The following is a 13,349-nucleotide window of genomic DNA, read 5'->3' on the forward strand; positions in this document are numbered from 1 at the left end:
CCGCATCCATCGCGGCGTCCTCTGAGTCGCATTCGTCAACATCATCAATCGGCGGCGGCGCCAGGCTTAGAATGCCGCTGAACCATCGAAGCGGAGAACTGTTCATGACGGGATGGAATCACGCGCGGCAGGCGCGCGATGCACGCCTCGCGGCCGGCGCGGCCTACGCGCACGGCAAGCGGGTCGATGCGCGCGACACCGTCGCGTTGCTCGAGGCGGTGCTGCGGCCCGGCGACCGCGTCTGCCTCGAAGGCGACAACCAGAAGCAGGCCGACTTGCTCGCCACCGCGCTCGCCGACGTCGACAGCGCGAAGATCCACGACCTGCACATGGTGCAGTCGGGCGTCGTGCTGCCCGAGCATCTCGACGTGTTCGAGCGCGGGATCGCGAAGCGTCTCGACTTCGCGTATTCGGGCCCGCAGTCGCAGCGCATTGCGAAGCTGCTGTTCGGCGGCAAGATCGCGCTCGGCGCGGTGCATACCTACCTCGAACTGTTCGCCCGCTACTTCATCGACCTCACGCCGCAGGTCGCGCTGATCGCGGCCGTGAGCGCCGACGCCGACGGCAACCTGTACACCGGCCCGAATACGGAGGACACGCCGACCGTCGTCGAGGCCACCGCGTTCAAGGACGGCATCGTGATCGCGCAGGTCGACCGCATCGTCGACAAGGTGCCGCGCGTCGACATCCCGGGCGATCGCGTGCATTTCGTCGTCGAGGCCGGTCGGCCGTTCTACGTCGAGCCGCTGTTTACGCGCGATCCGGCCGCGATCACCGAAACGCAGATCCTGACCGCGATGCTCGCGATCAAGGGCATCTACGAGCCGTACGGCATCCGCCGCCTGAATCACGGGATCGGCTTCAACACGGCCGCGATCGAGCTGCTGCTGCCGACCTACGGCGAGAAGCTCGGGCTGAAGGGCAAGGTCTGCACGCACTGGGCGCTCAATCCGCATCCGACGCTGATTCCCGCGATCGAATCGGGCTGGGTCGAGCAGATCCACTGCTTCGGCTCCGAAGTCGGGATGGACGACTACATCCGTGCGCGCTCCGACGTGTGGTTCACGGGCCCCGACGGATCGCTGCGCTCGAACCGCGCGTTCTGCCAGACGGCGGGCCTCTATGCATGCGACATGTTCATCGGCTCGACGTTGCAGATCGACCTGGCAGGCCATTCGTCGACGGTCACGGCCGAGCGGATCGCCGGCTTCGGCGGCGCGCCGAACATGGGCAGCGACGCGCGCGGCCGCCGCCATCCGAGCGAGCCGTGGCTGAAGGCCGGCGCGCAAGCCGACCCCGACACGCCGGCGGCGCTGCGGCGCGGCCGCAAGCTGGTCGTGCAGATCGGCGAGACGTTCGGCGACAAGAACGTGCCGATGTTCGTCGAGAAGCTCGACGCGCTGAAGCTTGCCGACAAGCTGCAGCTCGACCTCGCGCCGATCATGGTGTACGGCGACGACGTCACGCACATCGTCACCGAGGAAGGGATCGCGAACCTGCTGATGTGCCGCGACAAGGACGAACGCGAGCACGCGATCCGCGGCGTCGCCGGCTATACGGACGTCGGCCGCGGCCGCGACCGGAAGCTGGTCGAACGGCTGCGCGAGCGCGGCGTGATCCGCCGCCCGGAAGATCTCGGCATCGATCCGCTCGACGCCGACCGCCGCTGGCTCGCCGCGCGTTCGATCAAGGATCTCGTGCACTGGTCGGGCGGGCTCTATGCGCCGCCGGCCCGGTTCCGCAACTGGTGAGGAAGAGGGCATGGAACAGTTGAACTATCGCTTCACCGCGCGCGAACGCGCGAAGGGCGAGCAGGCCGCGGCGCTCGTCGGCGTGGTCGCGTCCGGCAACCTCGAGGTGCTGGTCGAGCGCGTGCTGCCGGGCAACGAATGCGAGATCGACATCCGTACCGCGGCCGTCGGTTTCGGCGCGGTCTGGCAGGCGGTCGTGTCGGATTTCGTCGAGCGGCGCACGCCGGGCGGTCTGAAGCTGTCGATCAACGACGGCGGCGCGCGCCCCGACATGGTGTCGCTGCGGCTCGCGCAGGCCGTGCGCGCGATCGAGGGAGACGCATGATGAGCGACGTGATTCACGACGCGCCGGCGTTCGTCGCGAACGCAGCGAGCTGGTACGAAGCATCGGCGCGGCAGCGTATCGACGGGCTGCTCGACGCGGGCAGTTTCGGCGAATTCCTGGGGCCGGCCGAGCGCGTGACGAGCCCGCATCTGCCGCTGTTCGATCTGCCGCAGCAGTTTGACGACGGGATGGTGGTCGGCCACGGCCGGCTCGACGGCCGGCCGGTATTCGTCGCCGCGCAGGAGGGCCGCTTCATGGGCGGCGCGTTCGGCGAAGTGCACGGCGCGAAGCTCACCGGGTTGCTGCGCGCCGCGCGCGAAGTCGGCAAGCCGGTGCTGATCCTGTTCGATACGGGCGGCGTGCGGCTGCAGGAAGCGAACGCGGGCGAGCTCGCGATCGCCGAGATCATGCGCGCGCTCGTCGAAGCGCGTGCGGCCGGCGTGCCGGTGATCGGGCTGATCGGCGGGCGCGCGGGCTGCTACGGCGGCGGCGGGTTGCTCGCCGCGTGCTGTTCCGCGCTCGCGGTGTCGGAGCAGGGGCGCATCAGCGTGTCGGGCCCCGAGGTGATCGAGACCAATCGCGGCGTCGAGGAATTCGACTCGAAGGATCGCGCGCTGATCTGGCGCACGATGGGCGGCAAGCACCGGCGGCTGATCGGCGGCGCCGATCGCTACGTGGCCGATACGCCGGACGCGTTCCGCGCGGCCGCGCTCGCGCTGATCGACCGGGCGCCGGCGTTCGATGCGGCGATGCTGTGCGCGGAGCAGGCGCGCCTCGAAGCGCGGGTCGAACGGTTCGGCGCCTGCCAGGATGCGCTCGACGTGTGGCGCATGCTCGGCGCGGATCGGCCGGAAGCGATTCCCGGCATGTCCGACGAAGCATTCGCCGCGCTCGCCGACCAGTTACAGGAGCAGAAATGAAACGACCCCCACGCTCACTTCGTTCGCTGCGCCCCGAGGGGGCGCCTGCTTCCCTTGGGGCGGCCCGGCGGGAGGCAGCATGACGCTCGATGAAGTACTGAACGCGCTGTTTCCCGCGGGCCATGCGATCGCGCGTCATGGCGGGCTGCTGACGGGGCACGCGGAACTGGCCGGCATGCGCGTCGACGTGATCGGCGTTGCCGAGCGCCTGCCGTTCGGCATCGATGAGGCGCTGACGCTCGCGTCGCACGTGCTCGAGACGGTCGCGCGCGGCGGCGACACGCCGATCCTCGTGCTGGTCGACAGCGACAGCCAGCGGATGAGCAAGCGCGACGAATTGCTCGGCCTGAACGAAGGGCTGTCGCATCTCGCGAAGTGCCTGATGCACGCGGATCTCGTCGGGCACCGGACGATCGGCGTGCTGTACGGCCACACGGCCGCCGGCGCATTCATCGCGACCGCGCTCGCGACGCGTACGCTGCTCGCGGTGCCGGGCGCCGAGCCCGAGGTGATGGACCTACCGTCGATGTCGCGCGTGACCAAGCTGCCGATCGACGTGCTGAAGGAGATGGCGCGTTCGACACCGGTGTTCGCACCGGGGCTCGACAATCTCGTGAAGATGGGCGCCGTCGACGCCGTGCTCGATCCGTCCCGCGCGCTCGACGCGCAGGTCGGCGAATGGCTCGGCAAGCCGGCCGAGCGCATCGACCGGCGCGCGGCGCGCGGCAGGCCGATCGCGACCGACGTCGCCGCCCGCGTCGAGGCACTCGCGCGTGCCGCACGCTGAGCTGCCGCTGCGCCGCCATACGCTCGTCACGCTGACGGCGGGCGGGTGGGGTGCGGCATTCGCCCGCGACCCCGCGCTCGCGGGCGACCCGCTCGTACGCGCATGGGCCGCACGCGGCTGGCCGCTGATCGTGCGTCGCGCGTCGCCGGATGAAGCCGATGCCGGCCGCGTGCCGCTCGGCCTGCCGCTGCCGCCTTCGGCAGGCAAGCGGCGCATCGCGCTGAACGTGTCCGCCGACGCGCTCGCGACGGTCGGTCCGCTGCCGACGTTGACGGACGTGCGCGCCGCCGCGCCCGCGGCATGGCACGCGCCGTTGCGCGCGCTCGATGCGCTCGGCGCGCGCTGCGGCGTGCTGGGCCGCGTGTTCGGTAGCCTCGCCTGGCAGGCGCTGACGGGCGAGGCTTACCTGAGCGCCTCATCCGATCTCGACATCGTATTCCCGCTGCCCGACCCCGCGTCGCTCGCGCCGTTGCTCGACGGTCTCGCGGCGATCGACGCGCGCGCGCCGATGCGCATCGACGGCGAGCTGCTGCGCGACGACGGCGCGGGCGTCAACTGGCGCGAACTGCACGCGCGGTTGCCCGAAGTCGCGGTGAAGACCGCGCGGGCCGTCGAGCTGATGCGCGCCGACGCATTCGCCGGAGGCTCGCGATGAGCGCCCGCGGTGCCTGCCGCTTGGCGGCGCCGTCCGATGTCGAGCGCATCGCCGCGCTGGCCGAGCGCAGCCTCGTGCTCGAGATCGAGACCTATCCGAAGCCGGGCCTCGTCAGTCACGTCGACACCGGCAGTCACGCGGACATGGACGCGGCGACGTTCGCGTGCAGCGCGGCCGTGCTGCGACCGTACTTCGCGGAACTCGCCGACGCGGGCGCGCGCGACGCGGACATGGCCGTGCTGCGCAAGATCGGCCTGCGAGCCGAACACGCGATGCTCGCCGCGACCGGCGGCGTCAATACGCATCGCGGCGCGATCTTCGGGCTCGGGCTGCTGTGCGCGGCCGCCGGCCGGCGCGCGCGGCCGGGTGCGATGCCGGACGGCACCACGCTCGGTGCGTTCGTGGCCCGTCGCTGGGGCGTCGAGATCCTCGGCGGCCCGCGTTTGCCGGACAGCCACGGCGAGTGCGCCAGCCGTCGCTACGGTGTCGGCGGCGCGCGTCGCGAGGCGGCCGACGGTTTCCCGTCCGTGTACGCGGTCGGGCTGCCCGCGCTGCGCCGCGCACGGCGCGACCTGCCGGACGATCCGGAAGCCGCGCGGGTTGCCGCGTGCTTCGCGTTGATCGCCGTGCTCGACGACACGAATCTGCTGCATCGGGGCGGCCGGGATGGCCTCGATTTCGCCCGTGCGACCGCCCGCGCGTTCGTCGCGCGCGGCGGCGTGCGCACGCCCGACTGGCGGCTGCGCGCGGCGGCCGCGCATCGTGCGTTCGTCGCGCGCCGGCTGAGCCCGGGCGGCGCGGCCGACCTGCTCGCGATGAGCGTGTTCGTCGATGCGCTCGACGCCGAAGGGGATGCGCGATGACGCTGGCCATTCTGTGCTCGGGGCAGGGGGCGCAACGCGCCGACATGTTCGGCCTGACCGGGTCGGCGCCGCAGGCCGACGCACTGTTCGCGCATGCGGGCCGGCTGCTCGGCGACGATCCGCGCGCGTGGGTCCGGCAGGCCGGACCCGACGCGCTGCGGGAAAACCGCGCCGCGCAGATTCTTTGCACGGTCCAGGCGCTCGCGGCGGCGGCGCTGCTCGACGCGGCGTGGCCGCGCCGGCGTTGCGTCGCGGGCTACAGCGTCGGCGAGGTCGGCTCGTGGAGCGTCGCGGGGATGATCGACCCGCACGATGCGCTCGAGCTGGCCGCCGCGCGGGCACGCGAGATGGATGCCGCGAGCGGCGGCGACGAGCGGATGGTGTTCGTGCGCGGCCTGACGCGCCCGCAACTCGCGCGGCTGTGCGACGGTCGCGACGCGGCCATCGCGATCGCGAATCCCGGCGATGCGTTCGTGGTCGCGGGGCGGCGCGCCGATGTCGATGCCGTGGCCGACGATGCGACCCGTGCCGGCGCGCTGCGCGTCGCGCCCGTCTGCGTGCGGATCGCGTCGCACACGCGCCGGCTCGCGGCGGCCGTACCCGCATTCCGCGCGACGCTGGCCACGACACCCGTGCGTCGGCCGTTGCCCGGCACGCGGCTGTTTTCGGGGATCGACGGCGCGTCGGTGCTCGACGTCGACACGGGCCTCGACAAGCTCGCGAGGCAGATCGCCGAGCCGGTCGAGTGGGCGGCCTGTCTCGCCGCGTGCGTGGAGGCCGGCGCAACCGCGTTTCTCGAACTCGGCCCCGGCCGCGCGCTGGCCGAGATGGCCGCCGGCGCGTATCCCGCGTTGCCGGCGCGCAGCCTCGCGGATTTCCGTTCCGTCGAAGGCGTGACGAGCTGGCTCGCGCGCGTCGCGGCCGGCTGATCGGCACGGCGAAACCCGGCTGAAACCCGGCCGCCGGGCACCTGTTTCGCACCGTGTGTTGCGCCGGCGCAGCAGCGTCGTCGCCGCCCCTTGCCACGCGAAATGGCGTCGCTACAATGGCGCCCGCCATGAGACCAGCCGCCTTCATTCTCGCCGCGTTCTGCTGCGCGACGAGCGTCCACGCCAGCCACATTCCGTCCGACGCCGCATCGGTCGGCACGTACTTTTCGTATGACAACGCGGCGGCCGACGCGACCGTCGACCTGATCGAACAGGCGCAGCGCCGCGTGCTGCTGGCCGGCTATACGCAGGTGCCGCCGGCTGTCGCGAGCGCGCTGCGCTCGGCCCGCGCGCGCGGGATCGAAGTGCGCGTCGTGCTGGTGCGCCCGCCGCGTGCGGGCAGGTACAGCGGCGCCGGCTATCTGAAATCCGCGGGCATCGACGTCGCGATCGACTCCCGGGGCGGCGGCCCCGCGTCGCGCTTCGTGATCGTCGACGACAGCGTCGCGCTGACGACGCTGTCCGACGGCGCGGCCGAGCACGCCGACACGGTGAACGTGTTCCGGCGCGCACCCGAACTCGCGCAGTCCTACGCCCAGTCGTTCTGGCGGCTGTACCGGCAGGCCGGCGGCCTCTGACCCTTCCTTGCGGCGCGTCGCGCCGGTGTGACCCTGCTTGCATCGGCGCGAGCGATGCACCATCCTCGTTGACAGGCGCCGGCGCGGGTGGCGCGCACGCGGCGCAACGGCAGGGAGTCGATCGTGACCGAAAGCGGTTTTGCCGATCGCGCCGACGCGGGCCGCCAACTGGCCGACGCGTTGCGCGAATACGCAGGGCGAAGCGATGTGGTCGTGCTCGCGTTGCCGCGCGGCGGCGTGCCCGTCGCGTATCCGGTCGCATGCGCGCTGCGCGCGCCCCTCGACGTGCTGGTCGTGCGCAAGCTCGGCGTGCCGTTCGACCCCGAACTCGCGATGGGCGCGATCGCGACGGGCGGCGCGATGCATCTGCAACGCTCGGTGATCCGTTCGATGGACGTCTCCGATGCGCAACTCGCCGACGTGATCGCGCGCGAGACGGCCGAACTGCAACGCCGCGAGGCGCTGTACCGCGGCGCGGTGCCGCCGCAGGCGGTGGACGGACGCATCGCGATCGTCGTCGACGACGGCGTCGCGACCGGCGCGTCGATGCGCGTCGCGCTGCAGGCGCTGCGCGAGCGCCACCCGGCGCGCATCGTCGCGGCGGTGCCGGTCGCGCCGGCGGGCGCGGCGCACGCGTTCGACGGCCTGGCCGACGCGTTCGTCACGGTGTCGCAGCCGCTGCGGTTCTTCGGGATCAGCCAGTTCTACGCGCGCTTCGAGCAGACGAGCGACGACGAGGTGCGCGCGCTGCTCGACGCGGTGCGCCCCTGACGCGGCGTCACGTCCGACGGCTCCGGCGCGGGCGGGCTCGGCCGGCTTCCGCCAGCGCGAACACGCGCTGCAGCGCTGGATGGACGTTGCCGTGCCAGCGTGGCCCCGTAAACAGCCCATAGTGATCGCAATCGTCGATGTCGACGCGATGGCGCTCGTCGGCCGACAGGCCGCTGCACAGGGCGAGCGCCGCATGCGTCTGCCCGGCGCCCGTGACCGCGTCGCGGGCGCCTTCGACGGTCAGCAGCGCGACGTCGCGCAGCGCGGCGGGGTCGACGCGCCGGCCACGCACGCGCCACGCGCCGGTCGCGAGCAGCATGCGCTGGAACACGACGTCGACCGTGTCGAGAAAATAGTCGGCCGGCATGTCGAGCAGCGCCGTGTATTCGCGCAGCGCCCGCCGGGCGTCGGCAAGCCCGCTCATGTCGAAACGCGACGCCGCCAGCGCGTAGGTTTCGATCAGCGTCAGGAAGCGTTGCGGATACAGGAGCGCGATCTCGCCCTGCTGCAGATAGGTCGGGAACACGGCGCGGCCGTGCCCCGCGAAGCCGGGCGGCACGATGTCGATCAGGTGGCGCCGGCACCAGTCGAGCGAATGGGCGGCGGCCGCGGCGCCGAGCGCGCTGGGGTTCAGCCGCGCGTCGAGCGGGCCGCCGATCAGCGTGATGCTCGCGGGCGGCGCGAGGCCGCGTGCGGCGCGCAGCGCGAGTGCGCCGAGCGCCGGTACGGTCGCCTGGCACACGGCGACGACGTGCAGCGGCCGATCGTCGCGCTGGAGGGTGGCGACGAAGTCGTCGAGCATCGCGACGTACTCGTCGAGCCCGAAACGGCCTGCCGCGAGCGGCACGTCGCGCGCATTGCGCCAGTCGGTCACGCAGACGTCGCCATCGGCGAGCAGCGTTTCGGCGGTTTCCCGCATCATCACGGCCGCGTGCCCGACGAGCGGCGCGCACAGCAACACCGTGCGGCGCGCATCGGCGTGCGCGAAGCGCCGCAAGTCGCAAAACGGCGTGTGCGCGACGACCTGCTCGCCGACGTCCGGCCACGCGAGGTCGAAGCCCGGCGGCGCGGCCTGCGGCCCGAGCAGCGGTTCGAACAGGTCGTCGTAGCACGACGACGCGGCATGCGGCAGCGACGCCGCGGGCCACGCATCGAACGCGTATCGCGTCGCCGCGCGCCATGCGCGCATCCATTCCCGCTGCTGCTCGACGACGGCGTACCACATGGCGGACCCTGGGGCGGAAGGAGCGTGAACCTGCATTATGGTCACTGTGGACGGGCAGTGCGAGCTCGATGCGCGGCCGCGCGTGTCGAGCGCACGGGCACGCTGAGGCCAGCACAAGCCCGTTATTGGCGCGAACGGGTGCTAGGCGCTGCCGCGCGACGCTGCTACAGTCGGCGGTTCCATTTCCTCGAAACGGAGCGTTTGCGATGAAGCTGATCGGCATGCTGGATTCCCCGTTCGTGCGCCGCGTCGCCATCTCGGCGAAGCTGCTCGACCTGCCGTTCGAACACGAGTCGCTCTCGGTGTTTCGTCATGTCGAGCAGTTCAGGACGACCAACCCGGTCGTCAAGGCGCCGACGCTCGTGACCGACGGCGGCGCGACGCTGATCGATTCGTCGCTGATCGTCGACTATCTCGACCACCTGGCCGCGCCGGAGCGGCGCCTGCTGCCCGACGCCGTCGATGCCCGGCTGCGCGCGCTGGTGCCGATCGGGTTCGCGCTGGCTGCCGCCGAGAAGACCGTGCAGGTCGTCTGCGAGCAGGCGCTGCGGCCGTCGGACAAGCAGCACGAACCGTGGGTCGAGCGCGTGCTGAGCCAGCTCGAAGCCGCATACGGCGCACTGGAGCCGCTGGTCGCGGCCACCAACGGCTGGTTCGGCGGTGCGCGGCTGCTGCAGTCCGACGTGACGGTCGCGGTGGCGTGGCGCTTCACGCAATTCGTGGCCGCAGATTACCCGGTGCTTGCGCGGATCGATCCGGCCCGTTATCCGGCGCTCGCCGCGCATTCCGCGCGGGCGGAAGCGCTGCCGGCCTTCGTCGAAACGCCGCTCGCCTAGGGTTCGCGCGCCGGGCCGTCGCACATCGATGTTGGACGCCGCCGGCTCGTGTCCGGCCAGTCGCTGCCGATTGTTCTCGACGGCTGACAAGTGACTTCGCATTCGCGCTGTTTATCCGGAGGCGACCGATCCCTAGAATCCACTCCATCGAATTACGCGTTGCCAGATGGAGCCGATGATGAAAGCCCTGATCGAATCGAGTCTGTACCACCCGTCCGTCGTGTTGCCGCTTGCCGCGCTGGCGCAGTTGATGGTCGAGCGCGACTTCAATCTCGGCCAGGTCGGGCTGATCGTCGCGGCGCGCGGCGCGCAGGCGGCCGTGTCGCGCTCGCGCGCGCTGATCTTCTGCCGTCACTGCGAAGCGCACGCATGAGCACGTTCGCGGCGCGCGGATGAAAAAAAGCCCGGCCGGCGCAAGCCGGTCGGGCGGATCGGGTTCGATCGGGCCCCGGCTTCGGCCGGGGCTTTTTCATTGAGCGACGCTCATGCGCGTGCGGGCGTCGCGACGCCGTAGAGGTCCGATTCGTCGTTTTCCTCGCGCAACTGGCGCGCGAGCTGATGCGCTTCGCGGCGCGTCGCGACGGCCGGCGGCGAGCCCTTCAGCGGCTGGCGCGCGGTTTCGGCGAGCGCGACGACCGACACGACGCCGATCAACGCGGCGCCCATCATGTAGTACGCGGGCATCATCAGGTTGTGCGTCACGTCGACGAGCCACGCGGTGACGAGGGGCGTCGTGCCGCCGAACAGCGATACCGACACGTTGAAGCCGATCGCGAGCGCGCCGTAACGGATTTCGGTCGGGAACAGCGCGGGAAGCGCCGACGGCATCACGCCGGTGAAGCACGACAGCAGCACGCCGAGGATCAGCAGGCCGCCGAACACCGACGCCGTGGTGCCCGCATGGATCAGCATCAGCGACGGGATCGACAGCACCAGCAGGCCGACGCAGCCGGCGAGCATCACCGGCTTGCGGCCGATCTTGTCCGACAGGCGGCCGGCGTACAGCGTCATCGGCATCATCAGCACCATCACGATCAGCACCAGCACGAGGCTGTGCGATTCGTCGAAATGCAGCGTCGACGACATGAAGCTCGGCAGGTACGACAGCACCATGTAGTCGGTCACGTTGAAGATCAGCACGAGGCCGACGCACAGCAGCAGCGCACGCCAGTTGCGCAGCAGCGTCTCGCGAAAGCGCGCTTTCGGCACGGCCTTGTCCTGCGCTTCGCGCTGTTCGGCCTGGCGCTTGAACGCGGGCGTTTCCTCGAGCTTCATCCGGATGTAGAGACCGATCAGGCCGAGCGGGCCGGCGATCAGGAACGGCACGCGCCAGCCCCACGACAGCAGCGCGTCCTGCGACAGCGACGCGGTGAGCAGCGCGACGACGCCCGCGCCCAGCACATAGCCGATCAGCGTGCCGAATTCGAGGAAGCTGCCCATGAAGCCGCGGCGCTTGTCGGTCGAGAACTCGGCGATGAAGGTGGCGGCGCCGCCGTATTCGCCGCCGGTGGAGAAGCCCTGCACGAGGCGGGCGACGAGCAGCAGCACGGGCGCCATGATGCCGATGGACGCGTAGCTGGGGATCAGTCCGATCGCGAAGGTGCCCACGGCCATCATGATCATCGTGGCGGCGAGCACGCGCTGGCGGCCGATGCGGTCGCCGAGCGGGCCGAACACCATGCCGCCGAGCGGACGCACGAGGAACGCGGCCGCGAACGTGCCGAAGGTGGCGAGCAACTGCGCGGACGGGCTGCTGGACGGGAAGAACACCTTGCCGAGCGTGACGGCGATATAGCTGTAGACGCCGAAGTCGAACCATTCCATCGCATTGCCGATGGCCATCGCGCTGACGGCGCGCTTGAGCAGGCTCTGGTCGACGACGGTGATGTCGTCCACGGCGAGCGGGGCTTCGGCGGACGACGAAGCGGGGGAGGAGACAGCGGTCGGGCTGACGTGTGTTGCGGTCAAGGTCATGCACTCCTTTGACAGCGCCGGAACGGGCAGGCCGTCCGACACGGTTTGCCGGCGAGCGCGGGGTCGTGTGCTGCGCGTCGGGGCAGACCATCGAGCACTGACTGCGCAAGGCAGCAAAGGGCCGAGGGGCTGCTTCGACGCGGGCCCGATGGGCCGTCGCGACAGTGCGCTCATGAAGAATGGGCCGCGTGATGCAGGCGGCAGATGCCGGTGCGGACGAGGGTCCGGCGTTCCGGCAACGCCCCGGAGGGGCAACGAAACGAGAAAAGCGGGCCTGTCGGGCGGGCTTTCCTGTGGATGCAATTTCGATCGAGGCACCGGCCCGCATTGTGCGGACGGACTTCTCTCAAAATCGAAAAGACAGAGATTGAATGTTGAAACAGGCGACATGATAGCACGATGACGGACGATCGTGCAAATTGACCGGAGTCGCCCGTCTGGCGGGGGCGCCGGCGCGGCCCGCTCGGGTATGATCGGCGGCGCGCGGCGCGGCCGTACCGCCCGTCGCGACCGGGCTGAATTCGCGAGGAACCGGATGACCGAACTGATGAGGATCGCGGCGCTGTTCGCCGCTACCGCGCTGGCCGAAATCGTCGGCTGCTATCTGCCGTGGCTCGTGCTGAAGGCCGGGCGCCCGGCCTGGCTGCTGGTGCCGGCCGCCCTGTCGCTCGCGCTGTTCGCGTGGCTGCTGACGCTGCACCCGAGCGCGGCGGGGCGCACTTACGCCGCGTACGGCGGCGTGTACATCGCGGTGGCGCTGATCTGGCTGCGGGTGGTCGACGGCGTCGCGCTGACCCGCTGGGACGTGGCCGGCGCGGTGCTCGCGCTCGGCGGGATGGCGGTGATCGCGCTGCAGCCGCGCGCGTAGGCGCGGCCGCACGCGCGGCGGGGCGGGTGCCGCGTCAGGCGGCCTGCGCGGCGTCCGCTGCTTCCGCGTCGGTGGAGGTGGATTGGCGCCACACGCAGGCGCCCTTGACCGACTTGTCGAGCTCGTCGAGCTGCGTCTGGTGCGCGGCCAACTCGTCGTCGCTTGCTGCGATGACCGGCAGATCGAGCGCCGCAAGCGACACGCGCTGGCCGTTCGCCGCACCGCCGTCGGCGCCCGTGTCGTCGAGCATGTCGATCACGAGGCTGTCCTGGCCGCGCGTCATCGCGAGATACACCTCGGCGAGCAGCTCCGAGTCGAGCAGTGCGCCGTGCAGCGTGCGGTGCGCGTTGCTGATGCCGAAGCGGTCGCACAGCGCGTCGAGCGAATTGCGCTTGCCGGGGAACATCTGCTTGGCCTGCACCAGCGTGTCGATCACGCCGCCGCAATGCTCGGTGAACGGCGGCAGGCCGAGCCGCGCGAATTCGGCGTCGAGGAAGCCGAGGTCGAACGGTGCGTTGTGGATGATCAGCTCGGCGCCCTTCACGAAGTCGCGGATCTGGTCGACGACTTCCGCGAACTTCGGCTTGTCGCTGAGGAACTCGGTCGTGAGGCCGTGCACGGCCAGTGCGCCCGGATCGCTGTCGCGCTCGGGGTTCACGTAGATGTGCAGGTTGTTGCCGGTGAGCCGTCGGTTCAGCAGCTCGACGCAGCCGATTTCGATCAGGCGGTCGCCCGTGCGGGCGTTCAGGCCGGTGGTTTCGGTATCGAGAATGATCTGGCGCATGTCGGATAAATCGGCGGATAAAT

Annotated in this window: 15 protein-coding genes; 12 read left to right on the forward strand and 3 right to left on the reverse strand. The window is 70.9% G+C overall.

Annotation, left to right across the window (positions count from 1 at the left end; all coding sequences use genetic code 11):
• Nucleotides 1-104 precede the first annotated feature (104 nt).
• From mdcA to WS54_RS19510, 9 genes are all read left to right on the forward strand, one after another.
• Entirely contained in the window at nucleotides 105-1,751 is a 1,647-nt protein-coding gene (mdcA, locus tag WS54_RS19470) for a malonate decarboxylase subunit alpha (RefSeq protein WP_034206931.1), read from the forward strand.
• Between the two features lie 10 nt (nucleotides 1,752-1,761).
• Nucleotides 1,762-2,076: a malonate decarboxylase acyl carrier protein gene (mdcC, locus tag WS54_RS19475; protein WP_006485317.1), complete on the forward strand. Its 315-nt coding sequence runs from the start codon at nucleotides 1,762-1,764 to the stop codon at nucleotides 2,074-2,076.
• Nucleotides 2,073-2,996, forward strand: coding sequence for a biotin-independent malonate decarboxylase subunit beta (locus tag WS54_RS19480; protein WP_059782614.1), 924 nt, complete (start codon nucleotides 2,073-2,075; stop codon nucleotides 2,994-2,996). Before mdcC ends, WS54_RS19480 begins: the two co-directional genes overlap by 4 nt.
• 79 nt (nucleotides 2,997-3,075) lie before the next feature.
• Nucleotides 3,076-3,783 (forward strand): biotin-independent malonate decarboxylase subunit gamma, encoded by a 708-nt coding sequence (gene mdcE / locus WS54_RS19485; RefSeq protein WP_059782616.1) that lies wholly within the window; start codon nucleotides 3,076-3,078, stop codon nucleotides 3,781-3,783.
• Nucleotides 3,770-4,438 carry a malonate decarboxylase holo-[acyl-carrier-protein] synthase gene (gene mdcG, locus WS54_RS19490; protein ID WP_059782618.1) on the forward strand — a complete coding sequence of 223 codons (669 nt, stop codon included), beginning with the start codon at nucleotides 3,770-3,772 and terminating at the stop codon, nucleotides 4,436-4,438. Before mdcE ends, mdcG begins: the two co-directional genes overlap by 14 nt.
• A complete protein-coding gene (gene mdcB / locus WS54_RS19495; protein ID WP_059782619.1) occupies nucleotides 4,435-5,301 on the forward strand; it encodes a triphosphoribosyl-dephospho-CoA synthase MdcB in 867 nt (288 codons plus the stop codon). The genes mdcG and mdcB overlap by 4 nt, the downstream gene beginning before the upstream one ends.
• The gene (locus WS54_RS19500; RefSeq protein WP_059782621.1) at nucleotides 5,298-6,230 is read left to right on the forward strand and encodes an acyltransferase domain-containing protein; all 933 of its coding nucleotides are present in this window, start codon (nucleotides 5,298-5,300) and stop codon (nucleotides 6,228-6,230) included. The genes mdcB and WS54_RS19500 overlap by 4 nt, the downstream gene beginning before the upstream one ends.
• A gap of 116 nt (nucleotides 6,231-6,346) precedes the next feature.
• A complete protein-coding gene (locus tag WS54_RS19505) occupies nucleotides 6,347-6,868 on the forward strand; it encodes a phospholipase D-like domain-containing protein (protein WP_059782623.1) in 522 nt (173 codons plus the stop codon).
• Nucleotides 6,869-6,991: 123 nt separating this feature from the next.
• A complete protein-coding gene (locus WS54_RS19510; protein WP_059782764.1) occupies nucleotides 6,992-7,639 on the forward strand; it encodes a phosphoribosyltransferase in 648 nt (215 codons plus the stop codon).
• A 7-nt stretch (nucleotides 7,640-7,646) separates the two neighbouring features.
• Here the strand turns inward: WS54_RS19510 and WS54_RS19515 are convergent, their stop codons facing one another.
• Nucleotides 7,647-8,864 (reverse strand): polyhydroxyalkanoate depolymerase, encoded by a 1,218-nt coding sequence (locus WS54_RS19515; RefSeq protein ID WP_059782625.1) that lies wholly within the window; start codon nucleotides 8,862-8,864, stop codon nucleotides 7,647-7,649.
• A gap of 206 nt (nucleotides 8,865-9,070) precedes the next feature.
• On the opposite strand from WS54_RS19515, the gene WS54_RS19520 reads away from it, so the two are divergent.
• Both WS54_RS19520 and WS54_RS19525 read left to right on the forward strand, forming a co-directional pair.
• Complete coding sequence (locus WS54_RS19520; protein WP_059782627.1) at nucleotides 9,071-9,700, forward strand: glutathione S-transferase family protein; 630 nt, start codon at nucleotides 9,071-9,073, stop codon at nucleotides 9,698-9,700.
• 175 nt (nucleotides 9,701-9,875) lie between these two features.
• Nucleotides 9,876-10,073, forward strand: coding sequence for a hypothetical protein (locus WS54_RS19525; RefSeq protein ID WP_034207872.1), 198 nt, complete (start codon nucleotides 9,876-9,878; stop codon nucleotides 10,071-10,073).
• A gap of 110 nt (nucleotides 10,074-10,183) precedes the next feature.
• Here WS54_RS19525 and proP read toward each other — a convergent pair whose 3' ends face one another.
• Nucleotides 10,184-11,674: a glycine betaine/L-proline transporter ProP gene (gene proP / locus WS54_RS19530; RefSeq protein WP_034206940.1), complete on the reverse strand. Its 1,491-nt coding sequence runs from the start codon at nucleotides 11,672-11,674 to the stop codon at nucleotides 10,184-10,186.
• Nucleotides 11,675-12,209: 535 nt separating this feature from the next.
• Here proP and WS54_RS19540 point away from each other — a divergent pair.
• Nucleotides 12,210-12,542 (forward strand): YnfA family protein, encoded by a 333-nt coding sequence (locus WS54_RS19540; RefSeq protein ID WP_011545077.1) that lies wholly within the window; start codon nucleotides 12,210-12,212, stop codon nucleotides 12,540-12,542.
• A gap of 34 nt (nucleotides 12,543-12,576) precedes the next feature.
• On the opposite strand, the gene dnaQ is transcribed toward WS54_RS19540, so the two are convergent.
• Entirely contained in the window at nucleotides 12,577-13,326 is a 750-nt protein-coding gene (gene dnaQ, locus WS54_RS19545) for a DNA polymerase III subunit epsilon (protein WP_059782629.1), read from the reverse strand.
• Nucleotides 13,327-13,349 lie beyond the last annotated feature (23 nt).

The sequence above is a fragment of the Burkholderia sp. NRF60-BP8 genome, assembly GCF_001522585.2.
In the GTDB taxonomy this organism is placed as follows: Bacteria; Pseudomonadota; Gammaproteobacteria; order Burkholderiales; family Burkholderiaceae; genus Burkholderia.

Excerpts from the sequence above, each read along its gene's own strand:
- mdcA (WP_034206931.1), top strand. The coding sequence starts at position 105 with ATGACGGGATGGAATCACGCGCGGCAGGCGCGCGATGCACGCCTCGCG.
- WS54_RS19525 (WP_034207872.1), top strand. The coding sequence starts at position 9,876 with ATGATGAAAGCCCTGATCGAATCGAGTCTGTACCACCCGTCCGTCGTG.
- WS54_RS19540 (WP_011545077.1), top strand. The coding sequence starts at position 12,210 with ATGACCGAACTGATGAGGATCGCGGCGCTGTTCGCCGCTACCGCGCTG.
- WS54_RS19515 (WP_059782625.1), bottom strand. The coding sequence starts at position 8,864 with ATGTGGTACGCCGTCGTCGAGCAGCAGCGGGAATGGATGCGCGCATGG.
- mdcC (WP_006485317.1), top strand. The coding sequence starts at position 1,762 with ATGGAACAGTTGAACTATCGCTTCACCGCGCGCGAACGCGCGAAGGGC.
- WS54_RS19500 (WP_059782621.1), top strand. The coding sequence starts at position 5,298 with ATGACGCTGGCCATTCTGTGCTCGGGGCAGGGGGCGCAACGCGCCGAC.
- proP (WP_034206940.1), bottom strand. The coding sequence starts at position 11,674 with ATGACCTTGACCGCAACACACGTCAGCCCGACCGCTGTCTCCTCCCCC.
- WS54_RS19520 (WP_059782627.1), top strand. The coding sequence starts at position 9,071 with ATGAAGCTGATCGGCATGCTGGATTCCCCGTTCGTGCGCCGCGTCGCC.
- mdcB (WP_059782619.1), top strand. The coding sequence starts at position 4,435 with ATGAGCGCCCGCGGTGCCTGCCGCTTGGCGGCGCCGTCCGATGTCGAG.
- WS54_RS19480 (WP_059782614.1), top strand. The coding sequence starts at position 2,073 with ATGATGAGCGACGTGATTCACGACGCGCCGGCGTTCGTCGCGAACGCA.
- mdcE (WP_059782616.1), top strand. The coding sequence starts at position 3,076 with ATGACGCTCGATGAAGTACTGAACGCGCTGTTTCCCGCGGGCCATGCG.
- dnaQ (WP_059782629.1), bottom strand. The coding sequence starts at position 13,326 with ATGCGCCAGATCATTCTCGATACCGAAACCACCGGCCTGAACGCCCGC.
- WS54_RS19505 (WP_059782623.1), top strand. The coding sequence starts at position 6,347 with ATGGCGCCCGCCATGAGACCAGCCGCCTTCATTCTCGCCGCGTTCTGC.